Below are 22,790 nucleotides of genomic sequence, written 5' to 3'. Positions count from 1 at the left end.
ATCGGCTATTGGGTGCTGCTTCCCTGGGTAAAGTTCAGACGACGTCGCGCTGGGTTTCGTTCAACAGCGTGATAGCGGCGGCCCCGACCTTGCGCACGGCCTCTTCGATCTGGGCCGTTGGCTTGGCAGCGTAGTTCATTCGCAGGCAGTTGCGGTACTTGCCCGATGCCGAAAAAATACTGCCGACGGCGACCTGCACGCCTTGGTCCAGCAGCGCCCGATTGAGCTTCAGTGTGTCGAAGCCGTCGGGCAATTCGATCCACAGCATGAAACTGCCCCGTGGGCGACTGGCACGGGTGCCCGCTGGAAAATAGCGGCTGACCCAGTCGATCATCACGTCGCGATTGCGCTGGTATTGCGTACGCATCCGCCGCAAATGGGGTTCGAAATGCCCGCCCTTGAGAAACTCGGCAATGGCAATCTGCGGTTGTGGCGCGGTAGAGCCGGTGCTGATGTATTTCATGTGCAGCACCCGCTCCAGATACCGGCCTGGCGCAACCCAGCCAATGCGCAGGCCAGGCGCCAGGGTCTTGGAAAACGAACTGCAGAGCAGGACGCGACCGTCTTCATCGAAGGACTTGATGGTGCGTGGGCGGGGGTATGTGTAGGCCAATTCCCCATACACATCATCTTCGATGATCGCCACGTCGAAGCGCTGTGCCAGGTTCAGCAGCGCGCGTTTATTGGCGTCGGGCATGATGTAGCCCAGCGGGTTATTGCAGCTGGGGGTCAACTGTATGGCCTTGATGGGCCATTGCTCCAGGGCCAGCTCCAGTGCATCCAGGCTGATGCCGGTGAGCGGGTCGGTGGGGATTTCCAAGGCCTTCATGCCCAGGCCCTTGAGGGTTTGCATGGCCCCGTGAAAGCTGGGTGAATCCACTGCGACGATATCGCCTTGTTCGCAGGTGGCGCGAATGCTGACCGACAGGGCTTCATGACAGCCAGTGGTGACGATCAGGTCGTTGGGGCCCAGTTGGCAGCCGGAGTCCAACGACAGTCGGGCGATCTGTTCACGCAACGCGAGGTTGCCGTAGATGTTGTCGTAATACAGGCCGGGCATGTCTTGCCGACGGCTGATCTGCGCCAGGCTGCGCAGCAGCGGTTTCATGGTCGGCGAGTTGATGTCCGGCATGCCGCGTCCCAGTTGCACCACATCCGGGCGCGGTACGGCGCGTATCAACTCCAGCACCTGGTCCCACTGGGAAATATCCACGGGGCGCTGGGCCGGACGGCCTACTGCCGGCAGGTCCGGCAATTCGCGACCCACGGGTACGAAGTAACCGGATTTGGGTCTCGGCATCGCCAGCCCACTGTCCTCCAGCACGCGATAGGCCTGCTGCACCGTACTCAAGCTGACCCCATGTTCCGTGCTCAATGCCCGCACAGACGGCAGCCGGTCGCCGGGGCGGTAGAAGCCCTGTTCGATGCGGGTGCCGAGCAGTTCGGCGAGGTTCACGTAGAGGGTCATGGTGCACTCCCGATGAGATGGACAACTGCGACCAATACAGTTGGGTTGGAAAATGACAATTCAGTGGCAGAAATACCGCATCTGTATGCTCATAAAAGAAATAGGCTGAATCTGTATTGATTTTGGCCGTCCGCGCATCATGAAACCTCTGGCTACCCAAGTAAACAGGAGCGATCAAAATGAACGGCTTGAGCGATGTGCGGCTGATGTTACACAGTCAGGAACTGGCGGCAGGGCAGGAGAAGGGGCTGCGCAGCGCGACATTGCGCAATTCGCCGTCCGGCCTGAGCCGCTGGGCCCTGTTCTGGCATCGTCTGCATACACGCAAGGCCTTGTTGGAACTTACACCCGAACAGTTGCGTGACGTCGGGCTGAGTCGTGAGCAGGCGTTGGAGGAGGGGCTCAGGCCGTTCTGGCGGCTTTGAAGTGGTGCCGGCCCTGAGGCGGCTATCGCGGGCAAGCCTTGCTCCCACAGATTGAAATGGCCTGTGGGAGCAAGGCTTGCGCGCGATAGCGTCGTCGTGGTGAAGCTCTTTAAACCAACTCTTTCAACCGATGCCACAACATCCCCAACGCCAACAGCGGCGAGCGCAAATGCTTGCCTCCCGGGAAGGTCATATGCGGGACCTGGGCGAACAGGTCGAAACCGCTGCTGTGCTGCCCGCTGATGGCCTCGGCCAACAGTTTGCCGGCCAGGTGCGTGGCATTCACGCCATGGCCGGAATAGGCCTGGGCGTAATACACATTGGGTTGATCCTTGAGCCGACCGATCTGCGGTAAGCGGTTGGCACCAATGCCAATCATCCCGCCCCATTGATAATCGATTTTCACATCCGCCAATTGCGGGAACACCTTGAGCATTTTCGGACGCATATAGGTGCCAATGTCCTGCGGGTCGCGGCCGGAATAGTGACAAGCCCCGCCGAACAGCAAGCGACGATCCGCCGAAAGCCGGTAGTAATCCAGTGCCACCCGTTGATCACAGACGGCCATGTTCTGCGGCAACAGCGCCTGTGCCTGGGCCTGGCTCAAGGGTTCGGTGGCGATGATGTAGCTGCCGGCCGGCAGGACTTTGCCGCCGAGTTGCGGATTGAGTCCATTGAGGTAGGCATTGCAGCCCAGCACCAGTGTCTTGGCACGGACCGAGCCCTGTTGGGTGTGCACGTTCACCTCTGGGCCGTAGTCGATGCGCGTGACCGCCGATTGTTCGAACAGCCGGACCCCCAATTGTTGCGCGGCGTCGGCTTCGCCCAGGGCCAGGTTCAACGGATGCAAATGGCCCGAACCCATGTCGATCAGTCCGCCGACGTAGCGATCCGAACCCACGACGCTGTGCATTTCGTCGGCTTGCAACAGTCGGGTCGGGTGGCGATAACCCAGGCTGCGCAATTCTTCGGCGTCTTCGGCGAAGCCTTCCAGGTCGCTGGGTTTGTTGGCGAGGTCGCAGTAGCCCCAGGTAAGGTCGCAGGGGATTTGAAAGCGCTCGATGCGCTGTCGGACGATTTCCACGGCCTCAAGCCCCATGAGCTTCATCTGGCGCACGCCGTCGGTGCCGATGATCGGCGCGAACTGGTCGAGGCCATGACCGACGCCACGAATCAATTGGCCGCCGTTGCGCCCGCTGGCTCCCCAGCCGATCCGGTGCGCTTCCAGCAGCACCACGCTCATGCCGCGTTCGGCCAGTTCGATCGCTGTGTTCAACCCAGAGAACCCGCCGCCGACCACGCAGACATCCGCCCGCAACTCACCCTGCAGCAGCGGATGGTCCGGTTGCGGCAGGCTGCTGGCGGCGTAATAAGAGGCGGCGTGCGCGTGGTTCGGGACAGGTTGCTGAACACGGGCGTTCATGTGCGTAATCCTGATTGTTGTGTTTGAGAAATTTTACGGAGCATAAGCCGGGGCTTCCTTCCTGGGCAACACCGGTCGGTTGGCGCTGTCTGGCGCGCGGTCTTTAAGGCAGAATCCCGGTTTGTCCCTCTTGGTAACCGCTTCGATGAGCTGCAACAGTCAAAAAATCCGCACGCTACGCCAGCAGATTCCCTCGTTCGAGTGCGTACCGGGCTGCCATGACTGCTGCGGTCCGGTCACCACCTCGCCCGAGGAAATGGCCCGCTTGCCCCGCAAGACCCGGGCCGAACAGGACGCGGCCATGGACGCCTTGAATTGCGTGCACCTGGGGCCCGACGGTTGCACCGTCTACGACGAGCGACCGCTGATCTGCCGGCTGTTCGGCACCACGGCGACCTTGCCGTGTCCCAATGGCCGGCGGCCGGTGGAACTGATTCATCCGCGGGTCGAGAAACAGATTCATGAGTACATGGCCAGCACCCGGCAGGTGTTGGTCTAGCCGCCAGGGAGACCGAGTGGCGTCCTTCGCGAGCCAGGCTCAATCAGGAATCGGCAGGTTCAAGCTCTCCTTCACTTCTTCCATCACGATGTAGCTCTTGGATTCGCGCACGTGGGGCAGCTTGAGCAGGATGTCCCCCAGCAACTTGCGGTACGAAGCCATCTCGGAAATCCGTGCTTTCACCAGATAGTCGAAATCCCCTGACACCAGATGACATTCCAGCACGTGAGGCAGTTTCAGCACGGCGCGTCGGAACTCTTCGAAGGTGTCGCCGGATTTGTAGTCGAGGCTGATCTCGACAAATACCAGCAGGCTGCCTTTCAAGTGCTGCGGATTGAGCCGGGCGTTGTAGCCCATGATGATGCCCTCGCGCTCCAGGCGCCGGACCCGCTCGGTGCAGGGCGTGGTGGACAGGCCGACCTTTTCCCCCAGCTCGGTGAAGGAGATCCGTCCGTCCGCCTGGAGAATGCGCAGGATGTTGCGGTCGATCTTGTCCAGCTCGCGTTTGGTCTGAGTGTTGGTACGCACAGGTGATGCGCCTCCATGAAAAGGGGTTTTGCCGAGAATTCTCGCCAAATATAGGTGTTTATATAGTGAAAAGCACTGGCTGATCTTTTTTACACTGCGCCCATCAAAGCTATGTACAACAAACGTCAGCGGTTCATCCGCGATGAGGGCATCAACATGCGCGTTCTGGTCTTGGGTAGCGGCGTCATCGGTACCGTCAGTGCTTATTATCTGGCTCGTGCCGGGTTTGAGGTGGTGGTGGTCGACCGTCAGCCAGCGCCTGCCATGGAAACCAGTTTCGCCAACGCCGGCCAAGTGTCGCCGGGTTATGCCTCGCCATGGGCCGCGCCGGGCGTGCCGCTCAAGGCCATCAAGTGGCTGCTGCAACGGCATGCGCCGCTGGCGATCAAGGCCACGGCCGACATTGACCAATACCTGTGGATGGCGCAGATGTTGCGCAACTGCACCGCCAGCCGCTATGCCATCAACAAGGAACGCATGGTGCGTCTGTCCGAGTACAGCCGTGATTGCCTCGACGAGCTGCGCGCCGAAACCGGCATTGCCTACGAAGGCCGTAGCCTGGGGACTACACAGCTGTTCCGCACCCAGGCCCAGCTCGATGGCGCGGCAAAAGACATTGCCGTGCTGAAAGAGTCTGGCGTACCGTTCGAAGTGCTCGACCGCGAAGGCATCGCCCGGGTCGAGCCGGCCCTGGCCAATGTCACCGACATCCTGGCCGGTGCCTTGCGCCTGCCTAACGACCAGACCGGCGACTGCCAGATGTTTACCACGCGCCTGGCGGAAATGGCGGTGAAGCTGGGTGTGCAATTCCGCTTCGGCCAGGATATCCAGCGCCTGGACTTCGCTGGCGACCGCATCAACGGTGTCTGGATCGACGGCAAGCTGGAAACCGCCGACCGCTATGTGCTCGCCCTGGGCAGCTATTCGCCGCAATTGCTCAAGCCCCTCGGGATCCGTGCGCCGGTGTATCCGCTCAAGGGGTACTCCCTGACCGTGCCGATCACCAACCCGGCGATGGCCCCGACCTCGACCATTCTCGACGAAACCTACAAGGTCGCGATCACCCGCTTCGACAATCGCATTCGGGTGGGCGGCATGGCGGAGATCGCCGGTTTTGACCTGTCCCTGAACCCGCGTCGGCGTGAAACCCTGGAGATGATCGTCAACGATCTTTATCCTCAGGGCGGCAATCTGACCGAGGCAAGTTTCTGGACCGGCTTGCGTCCGACCACCCCGGACGGCACGCCCATCGTTGGTGCCACGCCCTTCAAGAATCTGTTCCTGAACACTGGCCACGGTACCCTCGGATGGACCATGGCCTGTGGTTCCGGTCGCCTGTTGGCAGACCTGATGGCGAAGAAGAAGCCGCAGATCAGCGCCGAAGGCCTCGATATTTCCCGTTATGGCAACAAACATCAGGAGTCTGCAGAACATGTCAATCCAGCGCCAGCTCACCAATGACCGCATGAGCCAGGTTGTCGTGCACAACGGCACCGTTTACCTGGCCGGGCAGGTCGGCGACGACATGAACGCCGGTATTGAACAGCAGACCCGCGAATGCCTGGCCAATATCGAGCGTTTGCTGGACTTGTCGGGGACCGACAAAACGCGGCTCCTATCGGTGACGATCTACCTGAAGGACATTGAGGCTCATTTCGCAGGCATGAACGCCGTCTGGGATAAGTGGCTGCCCAAAGGTGTCGCCCCGGCCCGGGCCACGGTCGAGGCCAAGCTGTGTGAACCGCAGATCCTGGTGGAGCTGTCCGTCGTGGCTGCGCTGCCTTAGTACCTGCCCAAACGATCCCTCTCCCGGCGCTGGGTGGTTCACCCTGCCAACCTGCGCCGGTTTTTTATTCATGACCGCCTAGAAGCCTGCCGCCATGCGTCCTGCCCGTGCCCTGATCGATCTCCAAGCCCTGCGTCACAACTACCAATTGGCCCGTGAGGTCACGGGGGCCAAGGCCCTTGCGGTGATCAAGGCCGACGCCTACGGGCACGGTGCCGTGCGGTGCGCCGAGGCGCTACAGGGCACGGCGGACGGGTTCGCCGTGGCCTGCATCGAAGAAGCCCTGGAGCTGCGGGCCGGTGGGATCCGTGGGCCGATCCTGCTGTTGGAGGGGTTTTTCGAAGCCGATGAGTTGCCGTTGATCGTCGAGCATGATTTCTGGTGCGTGGTGCATTCGTTGTGGCAGCTCGAAGCGATTGAAAAAGCCGCGTTGAGCCAGCCGATCACGGTCTGGCTCAAGCTCGATTCCGGCATGCACCGGGTCGGCCTGCATCCGGCGGATTACCAGGCGGCCTACCGTCGCCTGCTCGCCAGCGGCAAAGTGGCGAAGATTGTCCTGATGAGCCACTTCGCCCGTGCCGATGAACTGCACGATCCCAGCAGCACCGAGCAACTGGCCGTGTTCGAGGCGGCCCGTCAGGGGCTGGCGGCAGAGATCAGCCTGCGCAACTCCCCTGCGGTGCTGGGCTGGCCGCAGATGCCGAGCGACTGGGTGCGGCCGGGCATCATGCTCTACGGCGCGACCCCCTTCGACGAACCCAACACTGTCGCCTCGCGCCTGCAACCGGTGATGACCCTGGAATCGAAGATCATCTGTGTGCGTGAATTGCCCGCCGGTGAGCCGGTGGGCTACGGTGCTCGCTTCGTGACCACGCAACCGACTCGGGTTGGCGTGGTCGCCATGGGCTATGCCGACGGCTACCCACGCCAGGCGCCGAACGGCACGCCGGTGCTGGTGGATGGGCAGCGCAGCCAGCTGGTCGGGCGGGTGTCGATGGACATGCTGTGTGTCGACTTGACCCATGTCCCCCAGGCCGGGCTCGGCTCGACCGTGGAGTTGTGGGGCAAGAACATCCTCGCCAGTGATGTCGCCAAGGCCGCCGACACGATTCCTTATCAGATTTTCTGCAACCTGCGGCGGGTGCCACGGCTCTATTCCGGGGGCTGAGACGAAGCGCCACCTACCGAAAGTCGCTTCGCCGCACAGGATTCGGGTCAAAGTGTTGTAAATACTGAACGCTGTCGCCATGATAACGCTCACTTTCCTCACAACCTGATTCCCTGGAGGCTCCAGCATTGGACGTCGGTGAACGACTGCAATCCATTCGTAAACTCAAAGGCCTTTCCCAGCGTGAACTCGCCAAGCGCGCGGGCGTCACCAACAGCACTATTTCGATGATCGAGAAGAACAGCGTCAGCCCCTCGATCAGCTCGCTGCGTAAGGTCCTTGGCGGGATTCCCATGTCCATGGTCGAGTTTTTCTCCGAAGAGATCCTTCAGGAAAAACCGACCCAGATCGTCTACAAAGCCAACGAATTGATCGACATCTCCGATGGTGCCGTGACCATGAAGCTGGTGGGCCGGGCGCATCCGAGCCGGGCGATTGCCTTTCTCAACGAGATCTATCCGCCGGGTGCCGATACCGGCGAAGAGATGCTCACCCATGAGGGTGAGGAGACCGGGATCCTGGTGGAAGGGCGGCTGGAATTGGTGGTCGGTGTCGAAACCTTCGTGCTCGAGGCTGGCGACAGCTACTATTTTGAGAGTACCAAGCCCCACCGTTTCCGTAATCCGTTCGACGTGCCGGCGCGACTGATCAGCGCAGCCACGCCGGCCAATTTCTAGACCAAGAGGCGCCAGGCCCGCGTGGCAAAGGCGCCCACCTGTTGGGCTGTCATGACAAACAAGACCCTTGCGACTTTGGGGTTGTTTCGGAGTGACAGGCTTACCGCTATACTTGCGCCCGCCTGCAAACCGTGGCCGCAGGCGTGACTAGCCACCATTGAGGGTGTACGCGTGAACCTAATTATGAAAATGCTGGCTGCACCAGCAACCGTATTGGCCCTATGGGCTGCGACCGCTCAAGCGGCGCCGAACGACGAAATCGCCAAGCGCCTTGAACCCGTCGGCCAGGTCTGCGTCCAGGGCAAGGAATGCAAGGGTATGGAAGTCGTGGCCTCGGCCGGCGGCGCCGGCGGTGCCAAGGCGCCGAAAGACGTAATTGCAAAGCATTGCAACGCTTGCCACGGCACGGGCCTGCTGGGCGCGCCGAAAATTGGTGACAAGGCTGCGTGGAAAGAACGCGCCGATCACCAGGGCGGTCTCGACGGCATCCTGGCCAAGGCCATTACCGGCATCAACGCCATGCCACCTAAAGGCACCTGCGCCGATTGCTCGGATGACGACCTCAAGGGTGCTATCAAAGAGATGTCCGGTCTGTAATACGTCGGCATCCTTCACAAAAAAGCCGCTTACGAGCGGCTTTTTTGCGCCTCGGATTTTTCGGGACTGTTCATCGCAACCAAGACCCGGCAAGCTCGGTCCAACCCACATTCATGGAATGTCCTGGAGGGTCCGATGGTGCAGTTGTGTTCAATCGAACAGGCGGTGGATGACGTGCTCGAGCGCCTGCCCGCGCATATTCACCTCGGCATGCCCCTGGGGCTGGGCAAGCCCAACCTGTTCGCTAACGCGTTGTACCGGCGCATCGCACAGCTGCCCGAGCGACAGCTGACGATCTACACCGCCCTGAGCCTGGGCCGGCCAAACCTGGGCGATGGTTTGCAGAAGCGCTTCCTCGAACCCTTTGTCGAGCGGGTCTTCGGCGACTATCCCGAGCTGGATTACCTGGTCGACCTGCACCAGGACAGTCTGCCGGCCAACATCCACGTCCAGCAGTTCTTCATGCAGCCTGGCAGCCTGTTGCACAGTGCGTCGGCCCAGCAGGACTATGTCAGCAGCAACTACAGCCATGCGGCCCGGGACATCAACGCCGCCGGCTTGAACCTGGTGGCGCAACTGGTGGCGAGCGCCCCGGAACACCCGGACCGCCTGAGCCTGAGCTGCAACCCGGACATCACCCTCGACCTGCTGCCGATGATCGCCAAGCGCCGGGCGGCCGGGGAGACCATTCTCCTGGTCGGCCAGGTGCACAACGATTTGCCTTACATGCCGGGCGACGCGGAAGTCGGCATCGACGCTTTCGACCTGTTGATCGACGAGAAGGACAGCCACACGCTGTTTTCCACGCCGAACATGCCGGTGGGTTTCCAGGATCATCTGATAGGCCTGCACGCCAGTACCCTGGTGCGTGACGGCGGGACATTGCAGATCGGCATCGGCGCCATGGGCGACGCGTTGACGGCGGCGCTGCTGGCGCGTCAGGCCGATAACGCCGGTTACCAGGCGTTGCTGGCGGACCTGAACCTTAGCCAGTGGGCGCAACTGATCGAGCGCGAGGGCGGGGTCGAGCCGTTTGCCAAAGGGCTGTACGGTTGCAGTGAAATGTTCGTCAACGGTTTGCTGGTGCTGGCCGAGGCCGGGATCATCCGGCGCAAGGTCTACCCCGACGAGCCGACCCAGGAACGAGCGAACGCCGGAACCCTCGACGAGGCGGCACAACCCGACGGCATCTGCATACACGGCGGATTCTTCCTCGGCCCGCGCAGTTTTTACGAGCGCCTGCGCGAGTTGCCGCAGAGCCGTCTTCTCGAATTCAACATGACGCGCATCAGTTACATCAACGAGCTCTACGGCCAGGAGCCGCTCAAGCGCCTGCAGCGCCTCGATGCCCGTTTCATCAATACCGTCTTCACCATGACCCTGATGGGGGCCGGGGTGGCCGATCAGTTGGAGGACGGGCGAGTGCTCAGCGGCGTCGGCGGGCAATACAACTTCGTTGCCCAGGGCCATGCGCTGGAGGGCGGGCGCTCGATCCTGCTGCTGCGCAGTTGGCGCGAGGCCGGGGGTGAGATCAGCTCGAACATCGTCTGGGAATACGGCCATTGCACGATCCCCCGGCACCTGCGCGACATCGTGGTGACCGAATACGGCATCGCCGACCTGCGCGGCAAGACCGACGCCGCGGTGATCGAGGCGTTGCTGAACATCAGCGACTCGCGCTTCCAGCCAGGGCTGATCGAGCAGGCGCAGAAGGCTGGCAAATTGCCGAAGGATTTCCGCCTCGATCCGCGGTTCGCCGACAACACGTCGGAGCGATTGCAGGCGATCCAGGCTCGGCATCCGAATCTGTTTCCCGAATACCCGCTGGGGTGTGATTTCGATGGGGTCGAGCGGGACCTATTGCGGGCGCTGAACTGGCTCAAAAGCAAGTTCAAGCTCACCGAGATCCTGGAGTTGGGCAAAGCCGCGCTGGATGCGCCAGAGCCCTGGGAATTTGCCGGGCATCTGGAGCGGATGCAGCTGACCAGTCCTGAAGGGCTGAAGGAGGAGCTGTTCCAGCGGCTGCTGCTGGCCGGTCTCAAGGCTACTGCACAACAATCAACCTGAAACCCCTGTGGGAGCACTGTCCCACAGGGGACACTGGGTTAGTCGATGAAGGTCACGACCCCACCCGCCAGCGACTTCACCCGGGCCAACGACTCGACGCGATAGCCCTGGGCGTCCAGTTCCGCGCGGCCGCCCTGGAACGACTTCTCGATCACGATCCCCAGCCCGGCGACGGTGGCGCCGGCCTGCTTGATGATGGAAATCAGCGCCTGGGAGGCTTTGCCGTTGGCCAGGAAGTCATCGATGATCAGCACCCGATCACTGCTGGTCAGGTGACGCGGGCTGATGGCAACGGTGCTTTCGGTTTTCTTGGTAAACGAATACACGGTGGCCGACAGCAGGTTCTCCGTCAGGGTCAGGGATTGTTGCTTGCGGGCGAAGATCACCGGTACGCCAAGGTTCAGCCCGGTCATGATCGCCGGGGCAATGCCCGAGGCTTCGATGGTGACGATCTTGGTGATGCCCGAATCCTTGAACAGCGCGGCGAATTCGTCGCCGATCAGCTTCATCAATTGCGGGTCGATCTGGTGGTTCAGGAACGCGTCGACTTTCAGGACCTGATCGGAAAGCACGATGCCTTGTTCACGAATTTTCTGGTGCAGGGCTTCCATGAAGCCTCCTCTGATGACGCCTTCAGCGCCTGAAGTCGTTGAAAAAAAGTAGTCGATTCTAGCGCTTTAGCATCGCGCGTATATCCGCCAGGGCACTGTTGCCGCGAACAACTTTGACTTCCGTCGGCGTGTCGTCGTTGCCTTCCCAGGCCAGGTCGTCCGGCGGCAGTTCATCGAGAAAGCGGCTGGGGGCGCAGTCGATCACTTCGCCGTACTGCTTGCGCTTGGCGGCGAAGGTAAAGGCCAGCGTCTGGCGTGCCCGGGTAATGCCGACATAGGCCAGGCGCCGTTCTTCCTCGATGGTGTCGGCCTCGATGCTGGAACGGTGCGGCAGGATTTCCTCTTCCATGCCCATGATGAACACGTAGGGAAATTCCAGGCCCTTGGAGGCGTGAAGGGTCATCATCTGCACGCCTTCGGCGCCGTCTTCCTCTTCCTGCTGGCGCTCGAGCATGTCCCGCAGCACGAGTTTGCCGATGGCGTCCTCGACCGTCATCTCGCCGTCTTCGTCCTTTTCCAGGGTGTTCTTCAACGCCTCGATCAGGAACCAGACGTTACCCATGCGGTAATCGGCGGCCTTGTCGCTGGAGCTGTTGGTGCGCAGCCAGTTCTCGTAGTCGATGTCCATGACCATGCTGCGCAGCGCCGAGATCGGATCTTCCCCGGCGCACTGCTCACGTACCTTGTCCATGAAACGCTTGAAGCGCGCCAGGCGATCGGTGAAGCGGCTGTCCAGATGTTCGCCCAGGCCGATTTCATCGGTGGCGGCGTACATCGAGATCTTGCGCTCGGTGGCGTAGTTGCCGAGTTTTTCCAGGGTGGTCGAACCGATTTCCCGGCGCGGCACATTAATCACTCGCAGGAAGGCGTTGTCGTCGTCCGGGTTCACGATCAGGCGGAAGTAGGCCATCAGGTCCTTCACTTCCTGGCGCCCGAAGAAGCTGTTGCCCCCCGACAGGCGATAGGGGATCTGGTGATGCTGCAATTTCAGCTCGATCAGCTTGGCCTGGTAGTTGCCGCGGTACAGGATCGCAAAGTCGCTGTACGGCCGGTCGGTGCGCAGGTGCAGGCTGAGGATTTCCATGGCCACGCGCTCGGCTTCGGCGTCTTCGTTGCGGCAACGGATCACGCGGATCTCGTCGCCGTGGCCCATCTCGCTCCACAGTTGTTTTTCGAACTCGTGGGGGTTGTTGGAAATCAGCACGTTGGCGCAGCGCAGGATGCGGCTGGTGGAGCGGTAGTTCTGCTCCAGCATCACCACTTTGAGCGACGGGTAGTCGTCCTTGAGCAGCATCAGGTTTTCCGGACGCGCGCCGCGCCAGGCATAGATCGACTGGTCGTCGTCGCCCACCACGGTGAACTGGTTGCGTTTGCCGATCAGCAGCTTCACCAGCAGATACTGGCTGGCGTTGGTGTCCTGGTATTCGTCCACCAGCAGGTAGCGGACCTTGTTCTGCCATTTTTCGAGAATGTCGGCGTGGTCCTGGAACAGCTTGACCGGCAACAGGATCAGGTCGTCGAAATCCACCGCGTTGAACGCCTTGAGGGTGCGTTGGTAGTGGGTGTAGACGATGGCGGCAGTCTGTTCCTTGGGGTTGCGGGCGTTCTCCAGGGCTTCGGCGGGCAGGATCAGGTCGTTTTTCCAGGAACCGATCATGTTCTTGATCTCGTCCACGCCGTCGTCGCCCGAGTATTCCTTTTGCATGATGTCGGTCATCAGGGCCTTGACGTCGGTCTCGTCGAAAATCGAGAAGCCCGGTTTGTAGCCCAGCCGCGCGTGCTCCTTGCGGATGATGTTCAGGCCCAGGTTGTGGAAGGTGCAGACCGTCAGGCCGCGGCCTTCGCCGGCGCGCAACAGGCCGCCGACCCGCTCTTTCATTTCTCGGGCGGCCTTGTTGGTGAACGTCATGGCGACGATGTATTGGGCGCGGATGCCGCAGTTCTGGATCAGGTGCGCGATCTTGCGGGTGATTACGCTGGTCTTGCCGGAGCCTGCACCGGCGAGCACCAAAAGAGGGCCGCCGACATAGTTCACGGCTTCTTGCTGCCGGGGATTGAGTCGGGACATGACAGAGTCAGGGAGTCGTTTGCGAAATGGGCCGGCATTTTAACAGGCTCTGAGAATTGTGCTGCTCTGTCCGACTTGTGACGCATGCAGGATTGTCATTTGCCGCTTCTGCCACTTTCACGCAGGATGTGGAACCAATTGGGGCCCGCGCAGCATTTGGAGTGGGAAAAAACCACCGAAAGCGCGTGTTTGAGAACCGTTGGCATTGGTCATTGCCCATCGGCAGGTCATAATGCCCGGCGCCTACCACCTTGCAGAGTCTAGGGAGTCAGCTTGTCAACGCCTGTCGAACCCTTGCGTTTGCTGTTATTGGCCCAAGAGCCAGAGTGGTCAGCGATACTGCGCGAGTGCCTGGTGCCCATGGGCCCCTCGGTCGTGTTGATCAGCGCCCCGAGCTGGGAGTCCGTCAGCAGCCTGTTCGAAGACAATCGCAACGCGGTGTTGCTGACCGTTGCGACGTTGCAACCGGCACCGGGCCGTTGCAGCCTGCCGACCATCCTGTTGCTCGAGCACGAGCCGGCGGTTGCCCCCGACGGTGCCAGCGACTGGTTGGTGCGTGATGTCCTCGACAGCGCGACCCTGCGTCGTTGCCTGCGCCATGTGCGCGAGCGCGGCGTGTTGGAAAACACCCTGCAGCGCCTCGCCGAGCAGGATCCATTGACAGGCATCGCCAATCGCCAGGGTTTCCAGACATTGCTGGCGGCGCGCCTGGCGGAAAACGACGGCCGAGGCTTGGCGCTCGGTCACCTGGATCTGGACAACTTTCGCCACGCCAACGACGCCCTCGGTCACCAGGCCGGCGACCGCTTGATCCTGCAAGTGGTGTCGCGGCTAAAGGGGGCGCTCGAAGCCGGCGATCAATTGGCGCGGCTGGGCAGTGATGAATTTGCCTTGCTGATCGACACCCGTCGCGCTCCGCAGCGGGCCGAGTGGATGGCCGAGCGTATTACCGAAGCCTTGGCCGAACCCTATTGGGTGGACGGCGAAAGCCTGCTGATCGGTTGCAGCCTGGGCGTCGCCCATGCCCGCGCCCAGGCCGGCGCCGATCCGCTGATGTGGCATGCCCACATCGCCATGCAGCAGGCCAAGAGCACCCAGGGCTGCACCTTTCATATCTTCAACGAGCGCATCAATCGCAATGCCCGCAGCCTTGCCGACCTGGAAAGCGAACTGCGCCGGGCACTGCGTCGCGACGAATTGGAACTGCATTACCAGCCACGGTTGAATCTCGATGGCGGCCATATCGTCGGCCTCGAAGCCCTGGTGCGCTGGCGTCACGGCGAACGCGGCTTGCTGCCCCCGAGTGAGTTCGTGCCGCTGGCCGAACAGAGCGGCCTGATCGTGCCGTTGGGCTACTGGGTGATTTCCCGGGCGCTGCGGGACATGCAGGCCCTGCGCGAACGAGGGCTGGCGCCGTTGCACATGGCGGTCAACCTGTCGTTCCGGCAGTTCCAGGACAGCCAGTTGCTGCCGACCTTGAGCCGACTGATTGCCGAGCGGGGTGTCGAGGCGCAATGGCTGGAATTCGAACTCACCGAAACCGCCGTCATGCGCCGCAGCGAACTGGTCAAGCAGACCATGGATGCCCTGGGTCGCCTGGGGGTGCGCTTCTCCCTGGACGACTTTGGCACCGGGTTCTCCTCGTTCGTGCACCTCAACAGCCTGCCGATCGCCTTGCTCAAGATCGACAAGAGCTTCGTCGGCGGCATGGAGCAGCGCGAAGAGAACCGCAAGCTGGTGCACGCCATGATCAACCTGGCCCACAACCTCAACCTGGAGGTGGTGGCCGAAGGTGTGGAAACCCAGGAACAACTGGACCTGCTACGCGGTTTCGGTTGCGACCAGGTGCAGGGCTTCCTGATCAGCAAGCCGTTGCCGTTGCCGGAATTGGTTGAGTATTTGACGTTCGAAAGTGATCAGCACTCCACACACGACGTCGTGGGCTGACACAAACCCATGTGGGAGCGAGCAAGCCCGCTCCCACATGGAGAATCTCACTCGGCTTGGATGCTCTCGAAGCGCCGCAGTCCAGCCTCACTGCGAATCATCCGCTTCATCTTCCATTCAAACGCCAGGGTCAGGCTCACGGCCGCGCAGGCCAGCCCCAGGGCCAAGCCCCACCAGACACCGGTCGGTCCCCAGTTCAGGTGGAACGCCATCCACCACGCCGACGGTGCGCCGATCAGCCAATAGCAACCCAGGCCCACCAGGAAGGTGGTCTTGGCGTCCTTGAGCCCGCGAATGCAGCCCATGGCGATGGTTTGCGTGCCGTCGAACAGCTCGAACCACGCCGCCACCGCCAACAGGCTCACGGCCAGGTTGATCACGTCGCGGAACGCCGGGTCATCGTGGTCCAGGAACAAACCGATCAATTGATGGGGCAACAACCAGAACACCATGGCGAACGCCAGCATCGCGGCCGCGCCAAAACCAATGCCGACCCGACCGGCCAGGCGCGCCATCCACAGCTGCCCGGCGCCGTAGTGCTGGCCGATACGCATGGTGATGGCGTAGGACATTCCCGCCGGTACCATGAACGCCACCGAGACGATTTGCAGGGCGATCTGGTGGGCCGCCAACGGCGTACTGCCCATGGTGCCCATGCACAGCGCGGCGAACGCGAACAGCCCGACTTCCACCGCATAGGTGCCACCGATCGGCAGGCCCAGGCGCCACAGCTCCTTGAGGTATTGGCGATTGGGCCGCGACAGCCCATCCAGCAGCGGATAGGCACGGTAGGCCGGGTGCCGATGGATGTGCCAGGCCAGGGCCAGGGCCATGCAGTTGGCGACAATGGCCGTGACCAGGCCGATGCCCATCAAGCCGAGTTTTGGCAGGCCGAACATGCCGGTGATGAGCGCGTAGTTGAGCAGGAAGTTGGCCACCGTGCCGCCGAGACTGATCACCATGACCGGCGTGGCCCGGCCGATGGCGCTGGTGAAGCCGCGCAGGGCCATGAAGCTCAGGTAGCCGGGCAGGGCGAACGGCAGCGCCAGCAGGAACTGGCCGGCGGACAACACGTTGGTTTCGGTCTGGCCGAACATCAGCAGCACGGGCTTGAGATTCCACAGCAGCAACCCGGCCATCAGCGCCATCAACCAGGCCAGCCAAAGCCCGGCCTGGGTCAGCCGGGTGGCGCCTTCGATATCGCCCGCGCCCTGGCGGATCGCGACCAGGGTGCCCACCGCGGCAATCACGCCGATGCAGAAGATCGACACGAAGGAATAGGTGGCCGCCCCGAGCCCGCCTCCGGCGAGGGCTTCGGGGCTCAGGCGCGCCATCATCACGGTGTCGGTGAGCACCATCAGCATGTGCGCCAACTGTGAGGCAATCAACGGCCCCGCCAGCCGCAGGATGGCCCAGAGTTCGATACGCACCGGATGCCGCATGATCATCACGCTCCATGTTCAAACAAGGCAGTAAAGCGACGATTCTCGGTGCTCTTGGCGGATTGCACAAAAGGATAAAAAAGATCGCTGGCATGATTAAAACTCATGCTGGATGGGTTTCTGATAGGGTTTGCAAACCACGCCATGGAGCTTTTGCGATGTCCCGTCGTCTTCCTCCTCTTTATGCGTTGCGAGCATTTGAAGCCGCGGCGCGCTATAGCTCGTTCACCCGGGCCGCCGAAGAGCTGTCGATCACCCAGAGCGCCGTCAGCCGGCACATTCGCACGCTGGAAGATCACTTTGCCTGCCGGCTGTTCCTGCGCAGCGGCCGCAACCTGCAGTTGACCGAGGCGGCGCGGTTGCTGCTGCCGGGCGTGCGCGAGGGTTTCATGGCGCTGGAGCGGGCCTGCCATACCTTGCATGGCGAAGACGGCATCCTGCGCATGAAGGCGCCTTCCACGCTGACCATGCGTTGGTTGTTGGCGCGCCTGAGTCGCTTCCGGCATCTGCAGCCCGGCAACGAGGTGCAACTGACCAGTGCCTGGATGGACATCGATTCGGTGGACTTCAACGTCGAGCCCTTCGATTGCGCCGTATTGCTGGGCAACGGGCATTTTCCGGCGGACTGGGAGGCCAGTTTGCTGTTTCCCGAGGAATTGATCCCGGTGGGCGCGCCGAACCTGTTGAATGACCAGCCCTGGGATGTGGCGCGGCTGGCCAGTGCTGAACTGCTGCATCCAACGCCGGATCGCCGGGACTGGCGCAACTGGTTGCAACGTATGGGGCTGTCCGACAAGGTCTCGCTCAAGGGGGGACAGGTGTTCGATACCCTGGAGTTGGGCATGATCGCGGCCGCACGTGGCTATGGGGTCTCCATGGGCGACTTGCTGATGGTGGCCGAGGACGTTGCCCAAGGGCGCCTGAGCCTGCCATGGCCGACGGCTGTCGCCAGCGGGGAACACTATTACCTGGTCTGGCCGAAAACCCGGCCGGGAGGTGAACGTTTGCGCCGGCTCAGCGACTTTCTCCAAGGCGAGGTCAAGGCCATGCAACTGCCTGATGTACAACGTCTAAGCTGAAACGTTGAAGTTGGCGTGCTAGCCACTTGGCATTAATCCGTGCAAACCGCTCAAGTATTTGGCGTTGCCGCCGAATCCGTGAACATGGAACCCTCGTTCAGAAAGGGTCTACTTACACCTCACCCGAATAAAATGCCGAGCGTGCGACGTGATCAGGATGATCCAGTCTCTCGGCCAGGAGCCGTCATGTCTCAACCCCGCGCCCGGATCGCCTCACAGCTAGGCCTTGCCCTCGCCGTGATACTGGCGATCGTGATCTCCGGCAGTACCGTCTTCGCCTTGCGTTCGCTGGACGCTGCCAACCTTGCCACCCGTGAAGAGCACTTGGCCAGCGAAGCGCGCCTCATGGCCGATCAGCTCAATACGTTCCACGGCACCTTGCGCGAGAGCACCCAGCGCCTGGCCGGCCTGTTCGAAAAGCGCTTCAGCGCGGGCCTGAGCGTGCACCCGGACCAGCCGGTGACAGTGGCGGGCGTGCAAACCCCAGGCTTGACCCTGGGTAGCGAAGTGTTGAACAACAACTTCAAGGAAGTGGATGACTTCAAAGCGATGACCGCCGGGGTCGCCACGGTATTCGTGCGCAGCGGCGACGATTTCATCCGCGTCAGTACCTCCGTCAGCAAACAGGACGGTACGCGGGCCATCGGCACTGTGCTCGACCGCGCCGGTCCTGCCTACGGTCCGGTGATCAGCGGGCAAAGCTACATTGGCCGGGCCCTGCTTTTCGGGCGCTTCTACATGTCGCAGTACACGCCTGTGCGCGACAGCAGCGGCAAGATCATTGCCGTGTTGTACGTAGGCTTCGACTACACCGATGCGCAGAACGCGCAGTTCGAAAACCTCAAGCGCTTCCGCATTGGCCAGACCGGCTCCCTGGCGCTGCTGGACGAACAAAACAAATGGCTGGTGCCGCCCGCCGGCGTGCAGGCGCTGGACAACGCCACCACGACCATCACCGGCTTGATCAAAAAGCCGGGCAAGGGCGCGTTCTGGGCCGATACCGCCGAAGATTTCTACAGCGTTGCCGTACCGTTCGAGGGCGGGCCGTGGGCGGTGGTGGCGAGCATGCCGAAAACCGAGATCCGCGCCGTGACCTGGAGCGTCGGTACGCAACTGGCCATTGGCAGCCTGCTGGCGATGCTGTTGGCGGTCGGTTCGGCAATGTGGTTGTTGCGTAGCAAACTGGCGCCACTGGGGGATCTGGTGCGCCAGGCCGAAGCGTTGGGCGCCGGCGACCTGAGCGTGCGCCTGAACGTGTCGAGCCATGACGAAATCGGTCAGTTGGCCCGCGCTTTCAACCAGATGAGCCAGGCCCTGTCGACCATGGTCGAGCACATCCGCAAGGCCTCCCAAGAGGTCAACAGCCGCGCCCAGGCCCTGTCCGGGTTGTCCAGCGGGGCGTACGAAGGCATGGAGCAGCAATCGGGCGAAATCACCAGTATGGCCGGCGCGGTGGAAGAGTTCAGCGCGACCTCCTTGAACATTGCCGACAACATGGGCAACACCGAGCGCCTGGCCCAGGAAAACGCCCAGCAAACCCGCATTGGCCGGACCTCGATGGATGAGGCGTCGTCGTCCCTGGAACAAATCGCCGGCGCGCTGAACAGCACGGCCACAGTCATCAATACCCTGGGCCAGCGATCCCAGGAAATCGGCGGCATCGTGGGGGTCATCACCTCGATTGCCGAACAGACCAACCTGCTGGCTTTGAACGCCGCCATTGAAGCTGCCCGGGCCGGCGAGCAGGGCCGTGGTTTCGCCGTGGTGGCCGATGAAGTCCGCAGCCTGGCGTCCCGCACCCGTCAGGCCACTGACGAAATCTCCGGCATGATCAACAGCATCCAGCAGGAAACCGGCAATGCCATCAGCACCATGGAACAGGGCAACCTGTTGATGCAGGAAGGCCTGTCGCGCAACGCCAATGTGGCCTCGGCCCTGGCGCGAATCGACGAGCAGAGCCGTTCGGCTGGCCAGCAATTCGCGGCGATCACCACCGCCACCCAGGAACAAAGCAGCACCGCGACCCTGCTCAGCAGCAACCTGCAAAGCATCGCCATGGCCAACAGTGAGCAGCGCCAGGTAGTCTCGAACCTGGCGGTCACCGCCAAGGAACTGGAGAAGCTGGCCCAGGACCTGCGCCAAGAGGTTGATCGGTTCCGCTGAAGCCTCTCACAAGCCCGCTCCCAGAGATTCCCGGTGGGAGCGGGCTTGCTCGCGATTGGGGTTGCCCAGCCAGCATCATCCCAATCTGACCCACCGCCATCGCGAGCACGCTCGCTCCCACAAATCGCTGTCGATCATGTAGTCGTGCTTTTTAAGGGTATTGCTGTTTTTAAGCTTGCTGAAACGTTTCTTCAAGTCTATAAAAACCGCACAACTCCAATAAAAGGTCGCGTCCATGACTCCGCTCAAACTCCTCGTTACCCTTGGCGCCTTGGGCGCTGCCACCCAGGCGATGGCTTGGGATTACGTCCTGCTGGATACCGATAAAGCCGCCCAACCCTGGCAAATCACCAGCCAGCAACTGGGTGTGAAAACCGGCAAGCCCTTTTCCGTGACGATGCGCACCCTGCATGGTGGCCGGCAAGAAGGCGTCAGCATCGTTGATATCGACAGCGGCACCCTGAAGCTTTCAGTCGTCCCAACCCGTGGCATGAATGTGCTGCAGGCTTCCGTCGGTGATGTGCGCATGGGTTGGGATTCGCCGGTCAAGGAGGTGGTCAACCCGGCGTTTATCGAACTCAACGGTCGCGGTGGCTTGGGTTGGCTCGAAGGCTTCAACGAGTTGGTCACCCGCTGCGGCTACGAATGGGTCGGCCATCCTGGCATGGACAATGGTGAGCTGCTGACCCTGCATGGTCGCGCTGCCAATATTCCGGCCAACAAAGTCACCTTGCACATCGATGAAAAACCACCCTACGCCATCACCCTGCGGGGCGAGTTGAAGGAGCAGGCGTTCAAGAAGGTCGATTTCTCGGTGCAGACCGAACTGGTCACCGAGCCCGGCAGCGTGACATTCGCCCTCAGCGACACACTGACCAACAACGGCGATTACCCGAAGGAATACCAAGCGCTCTACCACAGCAATTTCAGCACGCCTTTCCTGGAACAGGGCGCTCGTTTCGCGGCACCGGTCAAGCAGGTCTCGCCGTTCAACGACAAGGCCAAGGGCGACTTGCCGGATTGGCAAACCTACCGGGCCCCGACCAAGGATTACGACGAAACCGTCTACAACGTCGTGCCCTATGCCGACGCCAAGGGCGACACCCTCACCGTGCTGCACAACAAGGCCGGTAGCCTTGGTGTGTCGGTAGGTTTCAACACAGGTACGCTGCCCGTGTTCTCCCTTTGGAAAAACACCGATACCCAAGGCCAGGGCTACGTCACTGGGTTGGAGCCAGGCACCAGTTTTTCCTATAACCGCCGATACCAGCGCCCCCTGGGCCTGGTGCCCACGATCGGACCGAAGGAGCACCGGCAATTCCAGATTCACTACAGCCTGTTGGCAGACAAGGGCGCAGTGGATAAGGCGCTCAAGCGCATCGATGCGATCCAGAACGGTCAAAAAACCGAGGTCCGGGAAACACCGTTGGTAGACCTGAGCAAACCGTAAAGCGGTTCAAGCCGACGCCGGCCGGTACTGCAACGCTTCGGCCAGGTGCTCGCGGCGAATGTTCCCCGCTTGCTCCAGGTCCGCCAGTGTCCGGGCGACCTTGAGCAAGCGGTGGGCGGCGCGCAGCGACAGGGTCAGCCGCTCGCAGGCGGTTTCCAGCCAGGTTTCATCGGTTGTGGATAACTTGCAATGCCGGCGCAACCCCGGCAGATCGAGGAAAGCGTTGGCGCAGCCCTGGCGGCGGTGCTGGCGTTCCCGGGCTTCGGCTACGCGCTCTGCGACCGTGGCCGTATCGTCCCCGGGTTCGAGCCTCGGGTTCAACGCCGTAGCCTCCCGGGCCACGGTCAGGTGCAGGTCGATACGGTCCAGCAGCGGGCCGGAGAGTTTGTTGCGGTAGCGCTGTACCATGTCCGGTGTGCAGGCGCAGCGGCCATTGGGCTCGCCAAGATAGCCACAGGGACAGGGATTCATCGCCGCCACCAACTGGAAGCGCGCAGGAAAGCGCACTCGATCCCGGGCGCGAGAAACCACGATGTGGCCGGACTCCAGAGGTTCTCTCAAGACCTCCAGCACCTTGCGGTCGAACTCCGGCAGTTCATCCAGAAACAGCACGCCATGATGGGCGAGGGTAATCTCCCCTGGCTGCGGTTTTGACCCGCCACCCACCAGCGCCGGACCGGAAGCCGAATGGTGCGGCTGGCGAAACGGGCGTTGCGGCCAGTGGCTCAACGGCACGCAACTGGCCACCGACTGGATGGCCGCAACCTCCAGGGCCTCGCTCTCGGCCAGTGGCGGCAACAGCCCTGGCAAGCGGCTCGCCAGCAAGGTCTTGCCGGTACCCGGTGGCCCGCTGAACAACAGGTTGTGGGCCCCCGCGGCGGCAATCAGCAAGGCCCGCTTGGCCCCGGCCTGGCCTTGTACTTCATTCAGGTCGGGGTAGGGCTTGCTGGCCGAGAGCAGTCCATTGGACACGAACGGCTCGACCGGCGTGTGGCCGTTGAAGTGCGCCACCGCTTCGAGCAGATGATCCACGGCGATTACCTTCAGCCCCGAGGCCAGGCAGGCTTCCTCGGCATTGGCCCGTGGCACCACCAGCATGCGCCCGGCCTTGCGCGCCGCCAGCGCCGCGGGCAACACGCCACGCACCGGACGCACCGCGCCGGACAAGGCCAGTTCACCGAGGCATTCCACGTCGTCCAGCGTCAGGGTCGGCACCTGCACGCTGGCCGACAGGATCCCCAAGGCGATGGCCAGGTCGAAGCGGCCGCCGTCTTTTGGCAGGTCCGCCGGCGCCAGGTTCAGGGTGATGCGCCGCGCCGGAAAATTCAGCCCCGAGTTGATGATCGCGCTGCGCACCCGATCCTTGCTTTCCTTCACCGCCGCCTCCGGCAG

General features: G+C 62.0%; 19 protein-coding genes. 12 read left to right on the top strand and 7 right to left on the bottom strand.

The genetic code is table 11. The annotated features are described in order from the left end of the window. Positions 1-34: 34 nt before the first annotated feature. Entirely contained in the window at positions 35-1,468 is a 1,434-nt protein-coding gene (locus BM317_RS24280; protein WP_092476551.1) for an aminotransferase-like domain-containing protein, read from the bottom strand. Positions 1,469-1,647: 179 nt separating this feature from the next. Here BM317_RS24280 and BM317_RS24275 point away from each other — a divergent pair, with 179 nt between their 5' ends. Then, positions 1,648-1,893, top strand: a complete 246-nt coding sequence (locus tag BM317_RS24275) for a DUF1127 domain-containing protein (protein WP_092174453.1) — start codon at positions 1,648-1,650, stop codon at positions 1,891-1,893. 109 nt (positions 1,894-2,002) lie between these two features. Here the strand turns inward: BM317_RS24275 and BM317_RS24270 are convergent, their stop codons facing one another. Then, a complete protein-coding gene (locus BM317_RS24270; RefSeq protein ID WP_092476549.1) occupies positions 2,003-3,316 on the bottom strand; it encodes an NAD(P)/FAD-dependent oxidoreductase in 1,314 nt (437 codons plus the stop codon). A gap of 145 nt (positions 3,317-3,461) precedes the next feature. Here BM317_RS24270 and BM317_RS24265 point away from each other — a divergent pair, with 145 nt between their 5' ends. Then, positions 3,462-3,815, top strand: a complete 354-nt coding sequence (locus BM317_RS24265; protein ID WP_072406062.1) for a YkgJ family cysteine cluster protein — start codon at positions 3,462-3,464, stop codon at positions 3,813-3,815. Between the two features lie 39 nt (positions 3,816-3,854). On the opposite strand, the gene BM317_RS24260 is transcribed toward BM317_RS24265, so the two are convergent. Next, positions 3,855-4,343 (bottom strand): Lrp/AsnC ligand binding domain-containing protein, encoded by a 489-nt coding sequence (locus BM317_RS24260; protein ID WP_003206849.1) that lies wholly within the window; start codon positions 4,341-4,343, stop codon positions 3,855-3,857. Between the two features lie 156 nt (positions 4,344-4,499). Here BM317_RS24260 and dadA point away from each other — a divergent pair, with 156 nt between their 5' ends. From dadA to BM317_RS24230, 6 genes are all read left to right on the top strand, one after another. After that, entirely contained in the window at positions 4,500-5,804 is a 1,305-nt protein-coding gene (gene dadA, locus BM317_RS24255; RefSeq protein ID WP_092174499.1) for a D-amino acid dehydrogenase, read from the top strand. Beyond that, on the top strand, positions 5,776-6,129 hold the full coding sequence (locus tag BM317_RS24250) for a RidA family protein (protein WP_092174459.1): 354 nt from the start codon (positions 5,776-5,778) through the stop codon (positions 6,127-6,129). Before dadA ends, BM317_RS24250 begins: the two co-directional genes overlap by 29 nt. Positions 6,130-6,223: 94 nt before the next feature. Continuing rightward, entirely contained in the window at positions 6,224-7,297 is a 1,074-nt protein-coding gene (gene alr, locus BM317_RS24245) for an alanine racemase (protein WP_092174463.1), read from the top strand. 128 nt (positions 7,298-7,425) lie between these two features. Next, on the top strand, positions 7,426-7,974 hold the full coding sequence (locus tag BM317_RS24240) for a cupin domain-containing protein (RefSeq protein WP_003206841.1): 549 nt from the start codon (positions 7,426-7,428) through the stop codon (positions 7,972-7,974). A gap of 183 nt (positions 7,975-8,157) precedes the next feature. Next, entirely contained in the window at positions 8,158-8,571 is a 414-nt protein-coding gene (locus tag BM317_RS24235; RefSeq protein WP_092174467.1) for a c-type cytochrome, read from the top strand. Between the two features lie 135 nt (positions 8,572-8,706). Beyond that, a complete protein-coding gene (locus BM317_RS24230) occupies positions 8,707-10,638 on the top strand; it encodes an acetyl-CoA hydrolase/transferase C-terminal domain-containing protein (protein WP_092174470.1) in 1,932 nt (643 codons plus the stop codon). Between the two features lie 38 nt (positions 10,639-10,676). On the opposite strand, the gene BM317_RS24225 is transcribed toward BM317_RS24230, so the two are convergent. Together BM317_RS24225 and rep are read right to left on the bottom strand one after the other, a co-directional pair. Further along, positions 10,677-11,249 carry a xanthine phosphoribosyltransferase gene (locus BM317_RS24225; RefSeq protein ID WP_003206836.1) on the bottom strand — a complete coding sequence of 191 codons (573 nt, stop codon included), beginning with the start codon at positions 11,247-11,249 and terminating at the stop codon, positions 10,677-10,679. A 58-nt stretch (positions 11,250-11,307) separates the two neighbouring features. Then, entirely contained in the window at positions 11,308-13,317 is a 2,010-nt protein-coding gene (rep, locus tag BM317_RS24220; RefSeq protein WP_060740076.1) for a DNA helicase Rep, read from the bottom strand. Positions 13,318-13,590: 273 nt separating this feature from the next. Between rep and BM317_RS24215 the strand changes: the two genes are divergently transcribed. Then, positions 13,591-15,264, top strand: a complete 1,674-nt coding sequence (locus BM317_RS24215) for a putative bifunctional diguanylate cyclase/phosphodiesterase (protein ID WP_092174475.1) — start codon at positions 13,591-13,593, stop codon at positions 15,262-15,264. Positions 15,265-15,311: 47 nt separating this feature from the next. Here the strand turns inward: BM317_RS24215 and BM317_RS24210 are convergent, their stop codons facing one another. Further along, on the bottom strand, positions 15,312-16,706 hold the full coding sequence (locus BM317_RS24210) for a NorM family multidrug efflux MATE transporter (RefSeq protein WP_092174503.1): 1,395 nt from the start codon (positions 16,704-16,706) through the stop codon (positions 15,312-15,314). Positions 16,707-16,864: 158 nt separating this feature from the next. Between BM317_RS24210 and BM317_RS24205 the strand changes: the two genes are divergently transcribed. The 3 genes from BM317_RS24205 to BM317_RS24195 all read left to right on the top strand — a co-directional run bounded on the left by BM317_RS24205 (position 16,865) and on the right by BM317_RS24195 (position 21,398). After that, positions 16,865-17,785, top strand: a complete 921-nt coding sequence (locus tag BM317_RS24205) for a LysR substrate-binding domain-containing protein (RefSeq protein ID WP_060740079.1) — start codon at positions 16,865-16,867, stop codon at positions 17,783-17,785. 186 nt (positions 17,786-17,971) lie between these two features. Further along, positions 17,972-19,948, top strand: coding sequence for a methyl-accepting chemotaxis protein (locus BM317_RS24200; protein ID WP_092174479.1), 1,977 nt, complete (start codon positions 17,972-17,974; stop codon positions 19,946-19,948). Positions 19,949-20,183: 235 nt separating this feature from the next. Beyond that, the gene (locus tag BM317_RS24195; RefSeq protein WP_092476547.1) at positions 20,184-21,398 is read left to right on the top strand and encodes an aldose 1-epimerase family protein; all 1,215 of its coding nucleotides are present in this window, start codon (positions 20,184-20,186) and stop codon (positions 21,396-21,398) included. A 6-nt stretch (positions 21,399-21,404) separates the two neighbouring features. On the opposite strand, the gene BM317_RS24190 is transcribed toward BM317_RS24195, so the two are convergent. After that, positions 21,405-22,790, bottom strand: a 1,386-nt coding sequence (locus tag BM317_RS24190) for a YifB family Mg chelatase-like AAA ATPase (protein ID WP_092476545.1), incomplete at its 5' end; no start/stop codon positions are given.

It is taken from the genome of Pseudomonas sp. NFACC24-1 (assembly GCF_900115235.1).
Taxonomy (GTDB): domain Bacteria; phylum Pseudomonadota; class Gammaproteobacteria; order Pseudomonadales; family Pseudomonadaceae; genus Aquipseudomonas; species Aquipseudomonas fluorescens_AA.
This window is presented reverse-complemented; position numbering and strand designations above follow the sequence as displayed.